The sequence below is a fragment of the Allobacillus saliphilus genome (assembly GCF_018138385.1).
Classification (GTDB): Bacteria; Bacillota; Bacilli; order Bacillales; family Alkalibacillaceae; genus Allobacillus; species Allobacillus saliphilus.
On sequence record NZ_JAGSIE010000006.1, the window covers coordinates 1 to 18,230 of the forward strand.

Consider the following 18,230-nt stretch of genomic DNA (forward strand, 5'->3'; position numbering starts at 1 on the left):
TGTCATCGAGAAGACGGCTCAACACCCGAATGAAGCAAATCGCACGTCGAAATGTCGTCGAGAAGACGTCTCAATACCGAAATGCAGCTCTCTGCATGTCAAAACGTCATTGATAAGATGACCTCATTATAATTAAGGTTAGTTCTTCCGGTATTTCTTTAATTCATCAATAATCGCATGAATCTCTGAAACACTTACTTGGCGTTTTGCTTTTACCATGTCGTAAAGGTCCTTAATCTCTTGATAGTTCGCTAGGTCAAAGTTTTCAGGTTTAACGACTGAACGATTAATAATCTGAAGCTCTTCAGATAGATCGTTAATGATAAATTCTAGGTTTTCTTCTGTTGGTTCGTTCAAATTCATTGTATTCACCTCTTTAGCAACTTTAAGTCGACTTTTTGTAGCCTAGTATTTATGATAAAATAAATAGGTTGAAATGTTAAGTGAGTTTGGGAAATGAGTAGGTGAATACATATGTATTTAAAAAAGCTGGAGTCAGTCGGTTTCAAATCATTTGCAGAACGAATCTCCGTTGATTTTGTTCCTGGAGTTACTGCAGTGGTAGGGCCGAATGGTAGTGGTAAATCAAATATTACCGATGCGATTCGCTGGGTGCTTGGTGAGCAATCAGCGAAATCTTTACGTGGCTCAAAAATGCAAGACATTATCTTTGCAGGAAGTGATTCTAGAAAACCGCTCAATGTCGCGGAAGTCACATTGACGCTAGACAACAAAGATCAACGACTACCAATCGATTATGAGGAAGTTGCTGTAACCAGACGCGTCTATCGTTCAGGAGATAGTGAATATTTAATTAACAAACAACCGTGTCGATTAAAAGATATTGTAGATCTCTTTCTAGATTCAGGTCTTGGAAAAGAAGCATTTTCGATTATCGGCCAGGGCCGGGTCGAAGAAATTCTTAGTTCAAAGTCTGAAGAACGAAGAAGTATCTTTGAAGAGGCAGCAGGTGTTTTGAAGTATAAAAAGCGGAAACAAAATGCCGAAAAGAAATTAATCGACACATCGGATAACCTTAGTCGTGTTGAAGATATTATTCACGAGATCGAAGGACAACTTGAACCACTGCAAAAACAGTCGGCAATTGCAAAAGAATACTTGGAGAAAAAAGATGAGCTGGAACAATATGAAGTCTCGTTGTTAGTAACAGAAATTGAAACCTACCATGAAGAATGGCAACAGCTACTGTCCAAAATTGATAAAAAGAAAGAATACCTACTCCATTTAAAGACTGAAATTAATCAAGATGACGCTCAATTGGAAACTTATCGTCAATCCATCGCGGCGTTAGACCAAGAAATCGAAGAGTGGCAAGAGAAAAAGTTACTATTGACGCAACAGATCGAGCAATTGGATGGGAAAAGAAACTTATTAACGGAGCAATTAAAACACTTTGATGAAAATCAAGAACGTTTAAAAAATCAAATCCAAACATATCAGGATCAAATCGAACAAGGCGAGTTCGATGTTGAAGATCATGAGAAAAAATTAAATTTACTCAAGTCTCAGCGTGATGAGACGAAGCGTACGATCAATCAATTGAAAGAAAAGTTAAATCAAACGGGCAACCAAGTTGAAGAGCAAATCGAGACATTAAAAGCACAATACATCGATCAACTTAATGAGCAAGCTGCAAAAAAGAATGAGAAGCATTCAAAAGAAAAACAAATTGAACAAACAAGCTATCGTAAACAGCGTTTAGATGAACGTTTTGAACAATTGATTAAACAGCGAGAAGAGCTACAAAAAAATGAGCAATCTTATACAAAAGAAATTGAACAAGAACAATCAACGTACCAAGAGATAGAAACAAAGTTTGAGCAATCGACTGAAACATACAATGCTTTAACAGAAGACATTCGAATTGCAGAAGGTAAAAAACAAGAAGCTTACCGCTTGATCGATCAGTTGCGTTCAAAAAAAGATATGCTAGAACAAATGAAAGCATCTTATAGTGGATTTTATTACGGCGTTAAAGCAGTGCTGCAAGCTTCCAAAAAGAAGAAGCTGCAAGGCATTCACGGTGCGGTTGCTGAGTTGTTGGATATCGATGAAACATACGTTACCGCAATCGAAACAGCGCTAGGCGGTCAAGCTCAAAATATCGTAACCTCTGATGAAGCTGCGGCCAGAAATGCAATCAGTTGGTTGAAAACGTCTAACAGTGGTCGGGCAACATTTTTACCGTTAACGTCAATTCGATCTCGAATGATTCGACAAGAAGACGTAAACCGATTAGATGAGGATGGTTTTATTGGTATTGCTGCTAATTTAGTATCAATCGATCCAGCTTATGAATCGATAGCCAAACAGCTTTTAGGAAACATACTGATTACAGAGAACTTAAGAGCAGCCAATAAAATTGCGAACAAGACGAACCATCGCTACCGAATCGTGACACTAGAAGGCGACGTTGTGAACCCAGGTGGTTCGATGACAGGTGGTGCTAAGAAAAACTCCAACCAAGCTTCTTTGTTCACGCGAGAAAAAGAACTGGACGAAACAGCGAGCAAACTGAATCGATATGAACAGAAAACAAAGCAATTTGAACAAAACCTACAAGAAAAGCTAGCAAAACAGGAACAGTTAAAGCGAGAAATGAATGAGCTCGAAGAACAAAAAAGAGGTCAGGAAGAAAACATTAAAGAAATAGAACAGCAGCTCTACTCTGTCACGTATCAATTGTCCAACGTACAAGATCAATTAAATGTGTATGATCAAGAGAATGATCAACTAGAAATTGAAATCAAACAGCTTAAAAATGATTTGAATGATGTAACTGCGTTTCTTGGTGAATCAGAGAAAGAAACGAATCGCTTACGTGATCAAATTGAGCATTTGACGAACAATCTATCCAGTTATAAAGAGGAGCATGAAGAAGTTCGTGAAAAATTAAACCATATGCAAATTCGCTATGCTGAACAAGATAGCGAGGTACGAAACCAGAAAAATCGCTACGATGAAGCTTTGGCAGACCTTGAAGAACAAAAGGAAATTAAGCAAGCGAAAGAACAAGAATTAAAGCAATTGCAAGAATCACATGAACAGAAGGATTCTATTGAAAACCTGACAGAAAACTTAAAGACGTATAGACAAAGCCTCGTTGAGTTGAATGAAAAAATCGATGCAGGAAGAGAAAAAAGACAGACCATTACTCATCAAAGAGATGATCTTGAACGTGAAGTAAAAGAAAAAAACAAACAATATGAGCAAGAAAATAATCAAGTTCAAAAGCTTGAAGTCAATGCGAGTCGATTGGACGTTGAATTGGAAAACCGATTGCAACAATTGCAGGATGACTACAAACTGACACATGAACGTGCAAAACAAGAATATGGGGTAACGGATGATTTAGAATCGTCTAGAGAAAAAGTAAAAACCATTAAGCGTGCGATCGATGAATTAGGACATGTAAACTTAGGCGCCATCGAAGAGTATGAACGAATCCAAGAGCGTTATGACTTTTTGAAGCGCCAGCAATCCGATCTGTTGGAAGCGAAGCAAACGTTATATGATGTCATCGGTGAAATGGATGAAGAGATGATCCGGAAATTCAGTGACACTTTCGAGAAAATCCAGAAAGAGTTCACACAAGTATTCAAGACATTATTTGGCGGTGGCCGAGCGGAGCTACAATTAACAGACCCTAAAGACATGCTTGAAACAGGTGTGGAAATTATTGCTCAGCCTCCTGGTAAAAAGCTGCAGCATTTAAGCTTGCTATCTGGTGGTGAACGTTCATTAACAGCGATTGCACTGTTATTTGCTATTTTACGTGTACGCCCTGTGCCATTTTGTGTATTGGATGAAGTCGAAGCGGCTTTAGATGAAGCAAACGTATTCCGTTTCGCAAAATATTTACGTGAATTTTCTGCTGAAACCCAATTCATTGTGATCACACACCGAAAAGGTACAATGGAGCTAGCTGATGTATTATATGGAGTAACGATGCAAGAGTCAGGTGTGTCAAAATTGGTTTCCGTTAAACTCGAAGAAACGAAAGATATGATGTTAACGTAAGAAAGGAAGTTGTGAAAGATGAGTTTTTTCAAGAAACTAAAAGATAAAATTAACAACCAGACCGAACAGGTAACGAATAAATTTAAAACGGGTATGACGAAAACGCGTGATAACTTTACGTCGAAAGTGAATGATTTGGTCGCTCGGTATCGTACAGTAGATGAAGAATTTTTTGAGGAATTGGAAGAAATTCTAATCTCCGCAGATGTCGGTGTTCAAACTGTGATGGAATTGATCGAAGAGTTGGAGATGGAAGTAAAACGAAGAAATATTAAAGATACCGAACAGGTCAAAGAAGTCATATCAGAGAAATTAGTTGAGATTTACTATGGTGGTGACGAAGAATCCATCGAAGAATTGAACCTCAACGAAGATGGTCTTTCTGTTGTTCTCATCGTGGGCGTCAATGGTGTCGGCAAAACGACAACAATCGGAAAGCTTGCCTACCAGTTGAAACAAGAAGGAAAGAAGGTTGTTCTTGCTGCAGGTGATACATTCCGTGCTGGCGCAATTGAACAACTGGAAGTTTGGGGCGAGCGGACAGGCGTCGATGTGATCAAGCATAGCGAAGGTTCCGACCCAGCTGCTGTCATTTATGATGGGATTCAAGCTGCCAAGTCTCGTGGAGCTGATGTGCTTTTATGTGATACAGCAGGCCGATTGCAAAACAAAGTAAACTTAATGAAAGAGTTATCAAAAGTGAAAAACGTAATCAGCCGAGAAATTGAAGGAGCGCCACATGAGACATTACTCGTGTTGGACGCTACGACAGGTCAAAATGCAATGGCTCAAGCGAAAACATTCAAAGAGGCAACAGATGTTTCAGGTATTGTTTTAACGAAGCTTGATGGAACAGCCCGAGGTGGAATCGTTCTTGCGATTCGAAATGAAATGGGACTACCGGTCAAGTTCGTTGGACTCGGTGAGCAAATGACGGACCTTCAACGTTTTAATGCCCATCAGTTTGTCTATGGATTATTTGGCGATCTCGTAGATGACAGTGCAGAAGAATAGGAGGCATTCCGTGATGCTTGAGAAAACGACACGAATCAATTATCTGTTCGATTTTTATCAACAGTTGCTGACCGAAAAGCAAAAGAATTATATGGACCTATACTACCTAGAAGATTACTCGCTAGGTGAAATATCAGAGACTTATGATGTCAGTCGGCAGGCAGTTTATGATAATATTAAACGTACAGAAGTTATGCTGGAAGATTATGAAGAAAAACTGGGACTTTATCGAAGATTCCAGACAAGGAACGCGTTAATCGACCAGATGAAAACTGCTGTTGAAAACGAAAATCTAAAACAGATGAAAAAGTTATTAAACCAAATGGAAAACATTGATTAGGGGGTCTATTGCACATGGCATTTGAAGGCTTGGCAGACCGTCTGCAAAATACAATAAAAAAAATCACCGGTAAAGGAAAAGTCTCCGAACAAGACGTTAAAGAAATGACACGTGAAGTTCGACTAGCTTTATTGGAAGCGGACGTAAACTTTAAAGTCGTAAAAGATTTAATTAAACGGATAAAAGAACGAGCGATTGGTCAAGAGGTGTTAGAAAACCTGACGCCTGGACAGCAGGTAATTAAAGTTGTAAAAGAGGAACTCGCAGAATTAATGGGTGGCGAACAAAGTAAAATTGCGGTAGCAAACAAGCCACCAACTGTCATTATGATGGTCGGTCTGCAAGGTGCCGGTAAAACGACAACTACTGGAAAACTTGCGAACCTATTACGTAAAAAACATAACCGAAACCCTATGCTAGTTGCAGCCGACGTTTATCGTCCAGCAGCAATCAACCAATTAGAAACATTAGGTAATCAGCTCGATCTTCCTGTTTTCTCGTTAGGAACCGAAGCAAATCCGGTAGATATTGCGAATCAAGCCATCGAAAAGGCAAAAGAAGAGCATCACGATTATGTCATTATCGATACTGCCGGACGCTTGCATATTGATGAAAATCTAATGGGAGAGCTTCAAGAGATCAAACAGTCGGTCAATCCAGATGAAGTATTTTTAGTTGTTGACTCGATGACCGGTCAGGATGCCGTCAACGTCGCGGAGAGCTTCGATGAACAGCTCGATGTCACAGGAGTTGTCTTAACGAAGTTAGACGGAGATACCCGTGGCGGTGCCGCATTATCCATTCGCGCTGTAACAGGTAAGCCAATTAAGTTTGCTGGTATGGGTGAGAAACTAGATCAGTTGGAAGCATTTCACCCAGACCGTATGGCTTCGAGAATTCTCGGTATGGGTGACGTACTCAGCTTAATTGAAAAAGCTGAGACCCAAGTTGACGAGAAAAAAGCGAAGGAAATGGAAGAGAAAATTAAGTCGATGTCATTCACCTTCGAAGACTTTCTTGAACAAATGGATCAAGTTAAAAACATGGGACCACTCGATGAACTGATCAATATGATGCCTGGTGCGAATAAAATGAAAGGCATGAAAAATCTTCAAGTGGACGATAAGCAATTATCTCATGTCGAAGCAATTATTCAATCCATGACGAAGCAAGAAAGAGTGGAGCCATCCGTCATAAACGCCAGCCGTAAAAAGCGGATAGCGAAAGGTTCCGGAACATCAGTCTCTCAAGTGAACCGGTTGCTAAAACAATTTGAAGATATGAAGAAAATGATGAAACAAATGACTAGTCCGAAGAAGGGTAAAAAGAAAGGAATGAATTTTCCTTTCATGTAATGTAAAAACCCTTTACAGACTAAAAATTCTCTGATACAATCTAAACTTGTGATAGGAAAGATTAAATGGAGGTGTAATTATGGCAGTAAAAATTCGCATGAAAAGAATGGGATCTAAAAGAAATCCTTTTTATCGATTAGTCGTTGCAGACTCTCGTTCACCTCGTGATGGACGTATTATCGAGCAAATCGGCACATATAATCCAGTTGCAGAAACACCTGAGGTTAAAATCGATGAAGAAAAAGCGTTAGACTGGATGACAAAAGGTGCAAAACCAAGTGATACAGTGCGTAACTTATTTTCTAAGCAAGGCATCATGGAAAAATTTCATAATTCAAAAACAAACAAATAAGGATTTGAGATATACATGAAAGCCTTAATTGAAACGATTGTTCATCCGTTAGTTGACCATCCGGATCAAGTCGAAGTGACAGTTGAAGAAACGAATGAAAAAATTCGTTATCATTTGACTGTCCATTCGGATGATGTCGGGAAAGTCATCGGTAAAAACGGGCGAATTGCGAAGGCGATTCGTACGGTTGTTTATGCTGCAGGTTCAGATACAAACAAAAGAGTCTACTTAGATATCATGTAAATGGGGAGGGGGGAAATAAACCTTTCCCTTTTTTCACTTTTACGTTTTTTTAAGACACGCTTTCGAGGTGGATGTCGTGAAAATTTTACGAAAAACGAAAATCAAGCAAGTCATCACACCAAAGAGTAAAGCAACACTTCAACAAAAGTTTGAAAAAAGAAAAATGAAGCATCAGACTGAACTCGATCAACTTTATTTTGAAAAGAAAAAATTACTTCATCAAAAAAAATTCCAACCAAACCAAGTGGAAAAGCGTTTTAATCGAGAAGAGGAACGCAGAAAACGCTCGATTGAATGGTGCACATATCAATTAGAACAGTTGGAAACATTACCAATTGGTAGTGAAATTGTTGAAGGAGAAGTTGAAGAGATTATTGAACTGTCAGTCGGTGATTCATGGGATGATATTGCTGGTAATCGAGAAATCGTCATTAAAGACGGAATAATAGAGAAAATCAATAGGTGATTTGCATGAAAGAAAACTTTTTTAATGTAGGAAAAGTCGTCAATACCCATGGTGTTAGAGGCGAGGTTCGGGTCATCTCGACCACTGATTTTGACGAACGATTCGCTCCTGGTCATACACTATACTTTTTCAATGATCAAGAAAGCGAACCGGTCTTATTAACCGTTCATTCGCATCGGAAGCATAAACAATTCGATTTATTATCCTTTGAAGAACGCAATTCCATCAATGATGTTGAGTGGATGAAGGGTGGATATTTAAAGGTAGCTCGAGAAGATCAACACTCCTTGGATGATGATGAATTTTATTATCATGAAATCATTGGTTGTGAAGTATATCTGACAGATGATACGTATATTGGACATGTTAAAGAAATATTGTCGCCAGGAGCCAATGATGTGTGGGTTATTCAACGGCATGGACAACGGGATGCTCTCATTCCTTATATTGAACAAATCGTTAAACAAGTAAATGTGGAAGATAAAAAAATCATCATTGAGAATATGGAAGGACTGCTATCCGAATGAAAATTGATGTATTGACATTATTTCCTGAAATGTTTTCTGGCGTGATGAACTCTTCCATTCTCAAAAGAGCGCATGAAGCAGGGCACTTTGATTATAACCTAGTTGACTTTCGAGAGTATACGGAGAGTAAGCATGGCAAAGTAGATGACTATCCATATGGTGGTGGAGCTGGTATGGTACTCAGTCCACAACCGATTTTTGATGCTGTTGAAAGTTTAACAGAACAGTCTAAGACGAAACCAAGGATTCTTTTAATGTGTCCTCAAGGAGAGACATATACCCAAAAGAAAGCTGAGGAGCTGGCCGAAGAGAAGCATTTAATCGTTATATGCGGTCATTACGAAGGCTATGATGAACGAATTCGGGAACATCTCGTAACAGATGAGATATCGATCGGTGACTACGTATTGACAGGTGGAGAACTTGGCGCCATGGTCGTTACAGACAGTATCGTGAGACTCTTGCCGGGTGTGTTAGGGAATGATGATTCAGCCAAGAAAGATTCATTTTCTACTGACCTATTGGAGCATCCGCATTATACACGACCGAGTGAATTTCGCGGCCACCACGTTCCTGAAATCCTTTTGTCTGGACACCATCAAAACATTGAGGATTGGCGTGAATATGAATCGCTTAAGCGGACATATGAGCGACGTCCGGATTTAATTGATCAAGCAAATTTAACGGATAAACAACAAAAGCTATTGAGTCGAATTATCGACGAAAAGTAGTCTGGAATTTTCATTGCATCTGTTGATGCAGTATGATATATTTATGAATGTGCTTAAGTTCGTTAAGCGTGATAACAATGTTCCGCTACTTCTTAGAAAGTAAGAGCATTTTGTTGGAAGGAGTGAGCAGAATGCAAGAAATTCTTAACCAAGTTGCTCAAGATCAGCTACGTACAGACTTGCCTGAATTTAGAGCTGGAGACACAGTGAAAGTTCACGTGAAAGTTGTCGAAGGTAGCCGTGAGCGTATTCAGGTTTTCGAAGGTGTCGTAATTAGAAGACGTGGTGGCGGAATTAGCGAAACATTCACCGTCCGTAAGATTTCTTATGGTGTAGGTGTTGAGCGTACATTCCCTGTACATTCTCCACGCGTTGCGAAAATCGACGTTGCTCGTAAAGGTAAAGTTCGTCGTGCGAAACTTTATTACCTACGTAACCTTCGTGGTAAAGCAGCTAGAATTAAAGAGAGACGCTAATGAGAATATAAGAAGCTGTTCTGAGTTCAAAAATTGTACTCAGGACAGCTTTTTTATTTTGTTTATCATCGAATATTTTTTGTCGTAAATTTGCTGATAATTAAAACGAGTTTGACGTTTTTTGAGGAAACCGATAGACTATAGATAATTGAATAGGTAAAAATAGGTTGATTCGATTAAATACTTTTTAATCAATCATTAAAAGGGAAGCCGGTGAGAACCCGGCGCGGTCCCGCCACTGTATATTGCGAGTTTTCTAAAGCAATCCACTGTCTGATGATGGGAAGGATTTAGAGAATGATGACCATAAGCCAGGAGACCTGCCTGTTTTTTTGCACCATTCAACCTACGAGGATAGGGAGGTGTGGCGTCTGACTATGCTAATTTCGATTTACATAAATTGATTATAGTGAACGAATGCCCACTGAACATCTCTACTCGTTAGAGATGTTTTTTTATGTTCAAAAAGTGATCAAAATAAGGGAGAGAGAAAAGTTGGAAAAAATACAACGGTTTTTAAAATTGTTCTTTATCGTGTTTTTCTTATCAATTATTATTCAATCGACTTTTACTTCATTTGCAGAAACGGAACAAACTGTAAATGTCGATGTAAGAGTAGAATCTTACAATAAAACAGTAGTTCCGGAAATGAACCTGGATGTTACTTCATTTGATCTGCAAGAATATGTTGGTAGTTCCAAACCAATTTTAAGCGATTCACCTAGGGCCATTCATGCAATCATTCAAGCGTTAGAACAATCTGGCGACAACCAACTCGACTTAAAATATGGAGGCAACTATATAGCAGGCATTAATGGGCTATATGAGTTTGACCGGGGACCAATGAGTGGGTGGATGTACTATATTGACAATGAGTTTGTACCGGTCGGAGTATTAGAGCACAAAATAGAAGATGGAGATTCCATCGTTGTTTTTTATGTTGAAAATTACACAGATAACACATTTGCTTGGTTTAAAACAAACGAAATAGTTGTCGAAGCAGGTAAACCATTTAATATGGAATTGACGGGTGTAAACTATAATAATATTTCGCCAGTAGATGGCGCGACGATTTTAGTAAACGAAAAAGCGTACAAAGAAAATGATGAACAAGTGGTTACAGATGAGAATGGAAATCTCACCATGACTCTAGATAAACCTGGCGAATATACTCTTTCAGCAGAAAGACTTAAGAATGATTATAGGAACATTACTAGACCTTATGCGAAAGTAACGGTAACAAAACCTAAAGATGAAACACCACCAGAAATTTCTGTCGAAGGTATGACAGACGGATTAGAGGTTAATGAACCTTCACTAAAATTCTCAGTAGAAGCAAGTGATGATCAAAGTAAAGCTATTACACTGTCAGCAACACTTAACGAAGAACCTATTGAAATTAAGAATGATCAACAAAATGAAATTTATTTAAATGAGGGTAGAAATCTCATAGTTATTACTGCAAAGGATGAGGCGGGCAATAAAGCCACCGAGCGGTATGAGATATTTTATCAAGCACAAGAAAATGATGATGAGAGTGACAGTGACAGTTCAGAAAATGAAGGCGTTTCCATTGAAAAAATCAAGCATGCTATTGATTCTGCCAGTCAATACATTTTAACAAAAGGTGTGAAAAGTGATTGGGAAGCCATTGCAATTGCTCGAACTTCTCATGAAATCCCTGAAGAATATAATCGTATTTTCCATCAAAATCTCCAAGATCAAGTAATTGATCGATTAGAAAACAATCGAATTAAAATTACAGATATTGAGCGTTTGACAATTGCAGCAGTTGCACTTGATTTAAATCCGCAAAATATAAACGGATTTAATTTAATTGAAAAAATCTATAATAGCCCGATTCATGTCAGTGGTACTGACACGATGACTTTGCAAGGAAATAACGGACTCGCTTTTGCTCTCATTGCATTAGATACACTCGGGTTCGAGATTCCAAGCGACGCGAAGTGGAATCGGCAAGCAATCATTGATAAATTGTTGGCATCACAAAATAGTGATGGTAGTTGGCCATTAAATGAATACTTTGCTAGTTCAGATATTGATATTACTGGAATGGTTATTACTGGGCTTAGTCAGTATACGGATAACCCTGAAGTGAGCAATGCACTAGAGCGAGCAATTGAGTGGTTAACGGAACAGCAATTAGATAATGGAGGATTCTTTGCCGGAGATTTTGTTGGAGGCGTAACAAGTGAGACGACTTCACAAGTAATAATAGGCTTATCCTCTTATGGAATTGATGCATCAGGAAATCAGTTTACAAAAAACAAAAACAGTTTAGTAGACCACTTATTAACGTATCAAAATGATGATGGAGGATTTAAACATACGCAAGAGGATAGCCGTTCAGATGTAATGGCAACTGAGCAGGCTCTCCAAGCATTGATAGCCTATTATTATTATCTGACAGGTGAAGGTTCACTCTATCAATTTGACCAAAAAGAACAAACACCGGATGAAAACGATAATGAAGACTCAAAGGAAGAAAGCGAAGATCAAGAACATCCATTTAAAGATGAAACGAGAGTCGTAATTTCTGGAACAACGAATAAAAATAAAGTCATGAACGCCACCATTACAATGAATGAAATAAAAAACATATCAAATCGAACGCTCGATGTTCAACCTAAAAATGCAAAGAAACAACATAAATTAGTAGTAAAATTAGAAAACGATGTTATAGACTCACTAATTGAAAACAAAAATGACCTAAAAATTAACAAAGAAAAAGCAGTCGTACACATTCCAACGGAAATTCTGAGTCAACTATCGAAGCAATCAAAAGGTGCACCGGTAACCATTCAAATGGAGAAATATTCTGCGGACTACGCAGTAGGTTCCGTTTATGATTTCACGATTAAGGCAGGAGACACGAAAGTCAGTAATTTCGGTAACAATGAAATTACGTTGACACTCCAAGTCAGCCAACAAGAAGCAGAGAATCCTCAGGCTTATTATTTTAATGAACAAACGAATGAATGGGAGCACATTGATTCAGGTAAATATAATTCAAAAACTGGAACAATCTCTTTCCAAACAAATCATTTTAGTATTTATGGTGTATTTGATGGTACAAGTCATAATTTTGAAAAGCCAACTCAGATGGCCGTAAATAATTCATCTGAAGAAAATAAGCGACAAGAAAATTTATCGAAAAATCCGACTGAGCCAGTAGGTCAAACAGACAGTGTAAATCTAACAAATAGTGAAACTAGTAAAAGACACTCCAATTCAAATGAAGATTCTCGAAGTACTAATCAACAAAAAGAACAATCCGTTCAACTTATTGCTAGTAGTGATGTACATGGGAATTCTAATTCTACTGAAAATGATCATCCATCCGAAAAGGAAGAACAAGAAGCGTCTTCCGTCAAGGATTCGAATGAAAATAAGGATCAGTCCAAAGATGAAGGAGATACGGATTCGCTAGTCAGTCAATCCGATGAAGAATCAGAAGAAACGGATGTCCATTCACAAGAAAGTAGCGGACAAAAACAGGCTGAGTCAGAAAATACGACGTATGGCTATTGGCTAGCGCTGGCACTGTTCATTATTTTAGGAGCGGTTCTCATCCTATATTATCTAAAGAAGAATCATAGAAAACACGGGTAAAGGAAGGATTCTATGCAATTAACGTATAAACGTCTCTTCATCCCGATTTCAATTGCTCTGTTATTTTTATTAGCCGCTTGTGGTTCTGCACCATTATCCAAAGAAGAAGCAAATGAGCTAAAGGAAGCTGAAGAGCAATCTGAAGTAAGAGAAGTTACATTTCATAAAACAATTGATGATATCGGTACAAGTTTGACTAAATCTGGTATTGGAAAAGAAACAAATTCGGAAAAATCATCTGAAGAGAATAATGAATCAAATCCAGATGCAACAACAGAAGTGGCTAGTGAGACCGAGAAAAAGGAAGCAAGCCAACCAGATTCATCGTCCGAAGACGATGGTGCTCATCAAGAGCAATCAGATGACTCAACTACTACAGCATCAACGGAAAAAGTGAAGAATGGATCAACAAAAAAGAGCAGCAAATCAGGCGATCACAAATCAGAATCAAAGGAAGAGAAGAAGCAACCGAAAGAAAAATCACCATCCTCTTCTCAACCTTCTAAAAATGAAGAAGATGACAATGATAATCAACCAAAGGATTCCTCAGAAAGCAATCAGGAGAATCAAAAGAAGAACGACCAACCTTCAGATGAGAGTAAAAAAGGAGAAGATGCGAAAAAGGAGCAAACGATTGTCCATTCGATTGTCATTTCTGATAGTGAGGTGCCACTGCCACCTACTGAAATGGAAATAAAAGATGGATTCACCGTTCTCGATGCGCTCATCAAAATAACAAAGGCACAAAAAATCCAGATGGATTACCGGGGTGGTCAAGGCGCAACTGCCTATGTTGAAGGTATTGCAAACGTTTATGAATTTGACCGAGGCTCTGGTAGCGGTTGGATGTATTGAGTCAATGGAATCTTTCCAGACCGAGGAGCTGGGGTAGTGCCGTTATTACCAGGCGATCGGGTGGAATGGCTATATACAACGAACTTAGGCAAGGATTTAGGGGCTGATTTAAAGCCTTTCAGAAGATAGCGTAATTTTTGATTCACGGAAGTTTCAGATGAGCCCTCTTCGATGTGGGCTCATCTGCCTTCCTATATGAATTGGTTTTATATCGATATTTACATAGAAAGTGTGTGATGAAAAATCGATAATGGTTTTCGTAGTTACCATCCATATGTTCAGCTTTTTTATTATATTTGTATGTTGACGTTAGCGATGTATTTTAATCATCCAATATTTTTAGTGACTATTTTATTTTTACTGATTCTTGTCAATATATCTCATGATCGAGGTAAAGACTTACGGAAATGGTTACCAACCTTATCGATCATGAGTACTCTAATTATCCTGATCAATCCGTTTCTTGTCTCACGTGGGACGACGATTCTTTTTTATTTTCGAGGAAAGCAAGTGACATTAGAAGCGTTTATGTATGGAATCACGATGGCGCTTTTTATTGCGATCATTTTAGTGGTTTTCATTTCTTTCAATCTCATATTAAACGGTAATCGTTTTTTATATATTTTTTCAAAAATTCTTCCACGTATCGCTTTAATGATTATGATGGCCATTCGGCTTGTCCCATTAATGAAAAGACGTCTTGATGAAATTGGTGATGTTCAACGGTTAAGAGGAATGAGTATGACTGTAGGTGATTTCAAAACGAGGGTTAGAAACGGAATGCTTAGAGTTCAAATTCTTTTGACATGGTCTCTTGAAGAAGCCATCCACGTGACCAATTCAATGAAAGCGAGAGGGTATGGAACGGAAGGGAAAAAAAGTTCTTATACTCCTTACTTTATGGATAAACGCGATTGGGTATGGCTGTTCGTATTAGCAGGCTTAATGATGCTTTGCTTTTATGGAGGCAGGTTAGGTTATGGAAAGATGATTATTTATCCAGAGCTGGGTCCATGGCAGTTTTTTTGGATCGATTGGATTGTTTTTTGCAGTATGTTTATTATCACGTCCTTTCCACTTTTCATTGAAGGGAGAGAAAAAATAAGATGGAAATTATCCATATAAAGGAGTTATCATTTCAATACCCTGAATCTGATAATTATGCGTTGGATGGAGTTAATTTGCACGTAAAACAAGGGGAATTCGTTGTCATTGGAGGACCAAGTGGATGTGGTAAAACGACCCTCCTTCACTTATTGAAAAAGGAAATCTCTCCGCATGGATTGCAATCGGGCGATATATCATACATAGGGAAACCGTTTGATGAATGGGATGAAAGAACGTTAATCGAAGAGATCGGTCTTGTCTTTCAGGATCCAGAAAATCAAATTATTATGGATGATGTCATGCAAGAACTTGTATTTGGTATGGAGAATTTAGGCTATTCACCAATCGATATGCGGCTACGGTTGGCGGAGATGGTTCATACGTTTAGTGTCGAACATCTATTGCATCAGAAAACGACAGCATTATCAGGTGGTCAAAAGCAGCTTTTGAGTTTGTTATCAGCCCTCTTATTAAAGCCAAGAGTATTGCTTCTTGATGAACCTACATCCCAGCTTGATCCTGTAGCTGCAAAAGATTTGTTGATCATGCTTGAGCGGTTAAATAAAGAGCTTGGTATAACCGTTATTATCGTTGAGCACCGGCTTGAGGATTTGTTCGATAAGGCTGATCGAGTTGTGTTCATGAACGAAGGAACGGTTGTTTATGACGGAAAGAGCAGGGAAGTCATTCATCAAATTTTCAATAGACAGGATCAACGTTTCTTGCCATACATCCCGTCGATTTCTCAGATGTGTTTAGAGTTGCAACATTCACCAACGATTGATCAAATTCCGTTGAATGTAAATGAAGGTAAAGCACGCCTTGCTTCACTTCCACCAATGAATCCCATTGTGAAAAAAGAAAATCAAAAATTGAATCCGGACGCAGAGTCAATTGTTGAGCTGAAAGATGTTTATTTTCAATATGAGAAAACTGCTCCGATGGTCTTGGCTAAGCTGGATTTTTCATTAAATAAAGGTGATTTTTATGCTGTTATGGGTGGAAATGGTTCTGGTAAAACGACACTATTGAAAACTTGTCTAGGACTTCTCAAACCTCAGCGGGGTAGTGTGAAGCGGTTTGGCCGTAAATTAACACATAAATCAATCGATAGCGTTCATCAACAGATTGCTTATTTATCACAACAACCGCATACTTTCTTCATTCAAGATACAATCGAAAAAGAAATGCAATTAATTGCAGAACAACATGAAATCCAAGATTCTGAACAACGTATAAAATCATTACTAAATTTATTTGGCATCGAGCATTTAAGGAAACGACATCCTTATGATTGTTCAGGCGGTGAGGTACAAAAAGCAGCATTAGCATGTATGTTGTTAACGAAACCATCTATATTGTTTATGGACGAACCGACAAGAGGACTGGATTCCGTTTCAAAAATTCAACTTCAGTCGATTCTTCGCCAGTTACATTCGGAAGGCTTAACAATTTTGATGGTTACTCATGATATTGAATTTACCGCACAAATCGCAACGAAGTGTGCCATGATATTTGATGGGAAAATAACAGCCGAAGCAGCACCTCATACGTTTTTCACAGGCAACTATTTTTATACAACATCCATTAATCGAGTGACTCAAAACAGTCAATACCCTGAAGTGTTAACGTTAGAGGAGGTATTGCATTCATGGCAAACGCACGAGCTAGCTTAATTATTGTTACCATAACGGTTTTTGTCTTGCTAATTGTCATGTATACCGTGTTTAATTATCACAACTATTTACTATTGAGTTTAGGTATTATTGGTTGTGTGATGATGTTGTTTTTTATTCGTTTTGAAATGAAAAGTATAAAAACGAGAGAGATCGTTATCTTGGCTTTATTGATAGCGATTGCAGCCGTAGCACGTGTACCCTTTGCTGGTCTTCCAAGTGTTCAGCCGACCTCTTTTGTGATTATAACCGTCGGATTGGTTTTCGGCGCAGAATCAGGCTTTTTAGTTGGTGCTTTGGCAGCAATCGTTTCAAATATGTTTCTGGGCCAAGGTCCTTGGACGCCATGGCAAATGTTTGCTTGGGGGACGATGGGCATGAGTGCTGGTTTATTGAGACAATTTCTAGGAATGGGAAAGCTATGGATCTTAAATTCATTTGGTTTCATTTGGGGATTTATATTCGGTTGGATGATGAATCTATGGATCGTTTTTAGCAATATGCATAATTTCACATGGGAGTTCCTTGTCGGTATATATGTGTCCAGTTTTTATCACGATTTGGCCCATGCAATATCTAATGTAATTTTCATCAGTTTGTTTAGTGTGAGCTGGATACGAATTTTAAATCGTTTTAAAAAGAAACATGGTTTACTAGAAGACTCAACGTTAAAGCCATCAATCGCATATGATCATTCAGGCAAATAAACAGATAAAAGCCCAGTTAGAATCGCTTGGAACGAGTCATCTAACTGGGCTTTAAATAATTTAGATTAAAGTAGCTACTGAAAAGAAGTGTGTAATCGATCCGGCTAGGACGAATAAATGCCATAAAGCATGGTGATATTTAAAACCTCTCCACATATAGAAAATAGCACCAACTGTGTAAAGAAGTCCTCCTGCGACAAGAAGTTGCATTCCACTTGTTGTCATATAAGCTGAGAGTGGACTCCACGCTAAGACGATTAGCCATCCCATCAAAATATAAAGCAACGTGGAAACATGCATGAATCTTTTCACGAAAAAGATCTTAAAGACAGTCCCTGCAATTGCAAGACCCCAAACAATTCCAAAGAGTGTCCAGCCGAGACCACCTTTTACAGCAATTAAAACGAATGGAGTGTATGTGCCAGCAATAAAGAAATAAATAGACGAATGGTCTAAAATTTCAAATACATCTTTAACACGTCCTGGTCTTAAACTGTGTAGCAATGTTGATGAGGTATAAAGAACGATTGCTGAGGCGCCAAATATTGAAAATGTGACGACATGCCAAGCCGTTCCATTAATTGCTGCAATAATGACTAATAAGACCAACGCAGCAGCACTGAGTAAGATGCCAATGCCGTGGGTGATCGCATTGACCACTTCTTCTTTTTTTGTAAATGTGTGTGTTGTATCCATGGTGAACCATT

General features: G+C 38.4%; 17 protein-coding genes and 1 riboswitch. Of the genes, 15 read left to right on the plus strand and 2 right to left on the minus strand.

What is annotated here, in order from left to right:
* Positions 1–138 precede the first annotated feature (138 nt).
* Positions 139–363 (minus strand): DUF1128 domain-containing protein, encoded by a 225-nt coding sequence (locus KC820_RS01680; protein ID WP_144087703.1) that lies wholly within the window; start codon positions 361–363, stop codon positions 139–141.
* Between the two features lie 111 nt (positions 364–474).
* Between KC820_RS01680 and smc the strand changes: the two genes are divergently transcribed.
* The 15 genes from smc (at position 475) to KC820_RS01755 (ending at position 17,523) form a co-directional block, all read left to right on the plus strand.
* Positions 475–4,041, plus strand: a complete 3,567-nt coding sequence (smc, locus tag KC820_RS01685) for a chromosome segregation protein SMC (RefSeq protein WP_212367436.1) — start codon at positions 475–477, stop codon at positions 4,039–4,041.
* Between the two features lie 18 nt (positions 4,042–4,059).
* Positions 4,060–5,055 carry a signal recognition particle-docking protein FtsY gene (ftsY, locus tag KC820_RS01690; RefSeq protein ID WP_144087705.1) on the plus strand — a complete coding sequence of 332 codons (996 nt, stop codon included), beginning with the start codon at positions 4,060–4,062 and terminating at the stop codon, positions 5,053–5,055.
* 13 nt (positions 5,056–5,068) lie between these two features.
* Positions 5,069–5,395, plus strand: a complete 327-nt coding sequence (locus tag KC820_RS01695; protein ID WP_212367438.1) for a putative DNA-binding protein — start codon at positions 5,069–5,071, stop codon at positions 5,393–5,395.
* 14 nt (positions 5,396–5,409) lie between these two features.
* Positions 5,410–6,750 (plus strand): signal recognition particle protein, encoded by a 1,341-nt coding sequence (gene ffh, locus KC820_RS01700; RefSeq protein WP_212367440.1) that lies wholly within the window; start codon positions 5,410–5,412, stop codon positions 6,748–6,750.
* Positions 6,751–6,829: 79 nt separating this feature from the next.
* Positions 6,830–7,102 (plus strand): 30S ribosomal protein S16, encoded by a 273-nt coding sequence (gene rpsP / locus KC820_RS01705; RefSeq protein ID WP_144087708.1) that lies wholly within the window; start codon positions 6,830–6,832, stop codon positions 7,100–7,102.
* Between the two features lie 15 nt (positions 7,103–7,117).
* Positions 7,118–7,345, plus strand: a complete 228-nt coding sequence (locus tag KC820_RS01710) for a KH domain-containing protein (protein ID WP_212367442.1) — start codon at positions 7,118–7,120, stop codon at positions 7,343–7,345.
* 76 nt (positions 7,346–7,421) lie between these two features.
* Positions 7,422–7,811 carry a YlqD family protein gene (locus KC820_RS01715; RefSeq protein ID WP_212367444.1) on the plus strand — a complete coding sequence of 130 codons (390 nt, stop codon included), beginning with the start codon at positions 7,422–7,424 and terminating at the stop codon, positions 7,809–7,811.
* Positions 7,812–7,816: 5 nt separating this feature from the next.
* Complete coding sequence (rimM, locus tag KC820_RS01720) at positions 7,817–8,338, plus strand: ribosome maturation factor RimM (RefSeq protein WP_212367446.1); 522 nt, start codon at positions 7,817–7,819, stop codon at positions 8,336–8,338.
* A complete protein-coding gene (gene trmD / locus KC820_RS01725; RefSeq protein WP_212367448.1) occupies positions 8,335–9,069 on the plus strand; it encodes a tRNA (guanosine(37)-N1)-methyltransferase TrmD in 735 nt (244 codons plus the stop codon). Before rimM ends, trmD begins: the two co-directional genes overlap by 4 nt.
* Before the next feature lie 131 nt (positions 9,070–9,200).
* Positions 9,201–9,545, plus strand: a complete 345-nt coding sequence (gene rplS / locus KC820_RS01730) for a 50S ribosomal protein L19 (RefSeq protein WP_144087713.1) — start codon at positions 9,201–9,203, stop codon at positions 9,543–9,545.
* Between the two features lie 147 nt (positions 9,546–9,692).
* Positions 9,693–9,887: riboswitch (cobalamin riboswitch) on the plus strand.
* Between the two features lie 153 nt (positions 9,888–10,040).
* A complete protein-coding gene (locus KC820_RS01735) occupies positions 10,041–13,178 on the plus strand; it encodes a DUF4430 domain-containing protein (protein WP_212367449.1) in 3,138 nt (1,045 codons plus the stop codon).
* 12 nt (positions 13,179–13,190) lie between these two features.
* Positions 13,191–14,033 (plus strand): DUF4430 domain-containing protein, encoded by an 843-nt coding sequence (locus tag KC820_RS01740; RefSeq protein WP_212367450.1) that lies wholly within the window; start codon positions 13,191–13,193, stop codon positions 14,031–14,033.
* Between the two features lie 294 nt (positions 14,034–14,327).
* Complete coding sequence (locus tag KC820_RS01745; protein WP_336511005.1) at positions 14,328–15,158, plus strand: energy-coupling factor transporter transmembrane component T; 831 nt, start codon at positions 14,328–14,330, stop codon at positions 15,156–15,158.
* Positions 15,140–16,816, plus strand: a complete 1,677-nt coding sequence (locus tag KC820_RS01750; RefSeq protein ID WP_212367452.1) for an ABC transporter ATP-binding protein — start codon at positions 15,140–15,142, stop codon at positions 16,814–16,816. Before KC820_RS01745 ends, KC820_RS01750 begins: the two co-directional genes overlap by 19 nt.
* Positions 16,792–17,523: an ECF transporter S component gene (locus KC820_RS01755; protein ID WP_212367453.1), complete on the plus strand. Its 732-nt coding sequence runs from the start codon at positions 16,792–16,794 to the stop codon at positions 17,521–17,523. The genes KC820_RS01750 and KC820_RS01755 overlap by 25 nt, the downstream gene beginning before the upstream one ends.
* 60 nt (positions 17,524–17,583) lie before the next feature.
* Here KC820_RS01755 and trhA read toward each other — a convergent pair whose 3' ends face one another.
* A complete protein-coding gene (gene trhA, locus KC820_RS01760) occupies positions 17,584–18,219 on the minus strand; it encodes a PAQR family membrane homeostasis protein TrhA (protein WP_212367454.1) in 636 nt (211 codons plus the stop codon).
* Between the last annotated feature and the right edge of the window lie 11 nt (positions 18,220–18,230).

Excerpts from the sequence above, each read along its gene's own strand:
- KC820_RS01680 (WP_144087703.1), bottom strand. The coding sequence starts at position 363 with ATGAATTTGAACGAACCAACAGAAGAAAACCTAGAATTTATCATTAAC.
- smc (WP_212367436.1), top strand. The coding sequence starts at position 475 with ATGTATTTAAAAAAGCTGGAGTCAGTCGGTTTCAAATCATTTGCAGAA.
- ftsY (WP_144087705.1), top strand. The coding sequence starts at position 4,060 with ATGAGTTTTTTCAAGAAACTAAAAGATAAAATTAACAACCAGACCGAA.
- KC820_RS01695 (WP_212367438.1), top strand. The coding sequence starts at position 5,069 with ATGCTTGAGAAAACGACACGAATCAATTATCTGTTCGATTTTTATCAA.
- ffh (WP_212367440.1), top strand. The coding sequence starts at position 5,410 with ATGGCATTTGAAGGCTTGGCAGACCGTCTGCAAAATACAATAAAAAAA.
- rpsP (WP_144087708.1), top strand. The coding sequence starts at position 6,830 with ATGGCAGTAAAAATTCGCATGAAAAGAATGGGATCTAAAAGAAATCCT.
- KC820_RS01710 (WP_212367442.1), top strand. The coding sequence starts at position 7,118 with ATGAAAGCCTTAATTGAAACGATTGTTCATCCGTTAGTTGACCATCCG.
- rimM (WP_212367446.1), top strand. The coding sequence starts at position 7,817 with ATGAAAGAAAACTTTTTTAATGTAGGAAAAGTCGTCAATACCCATGGT.
- trmD (WP_212367448.1), top strand. The coding sequence starts at position 8,335 with ATGAAAATTGATGTATTGACATTATTTCCTGAAATGTTTTCTGGCGTG.
- rplS (WP_144087713.1), top strand. The coding sequence starts at position 9,201 with ATGCAAGAAATTCTTAACCAAGTTGCTCAAGATCAGCTACGTACAGAC.
- KC820_RS01740 (WP_212367450.1), top strand. The coding sequence starts at position 13,191 with ATGCAATTAACGTATAAACGTCTCTTCATCCCGATTTCAATTGCTCTG.
- KC820_RS01750 (WP_212367452.1), top strand. The coding sequence starts at position 15,140 with ATGGAAATTATCCATATAAAGGAGTTATCATTTCAATACCCTGAATCT.
- KC820_RS01755 (WP_212367453.1), top strand. The coding sequence starts at position 16,792 with ATGGCAAACGCACGAGCTAGCTTAATTATTGTTACCATAACGGTTTTT.
- trhA (WP_212367454.1), bottom strand. The coding sequence starts at position 18,219 with ATGGATACAACACACACATTTACAAAAAAAGAAGAAGTGGTCAATGCG.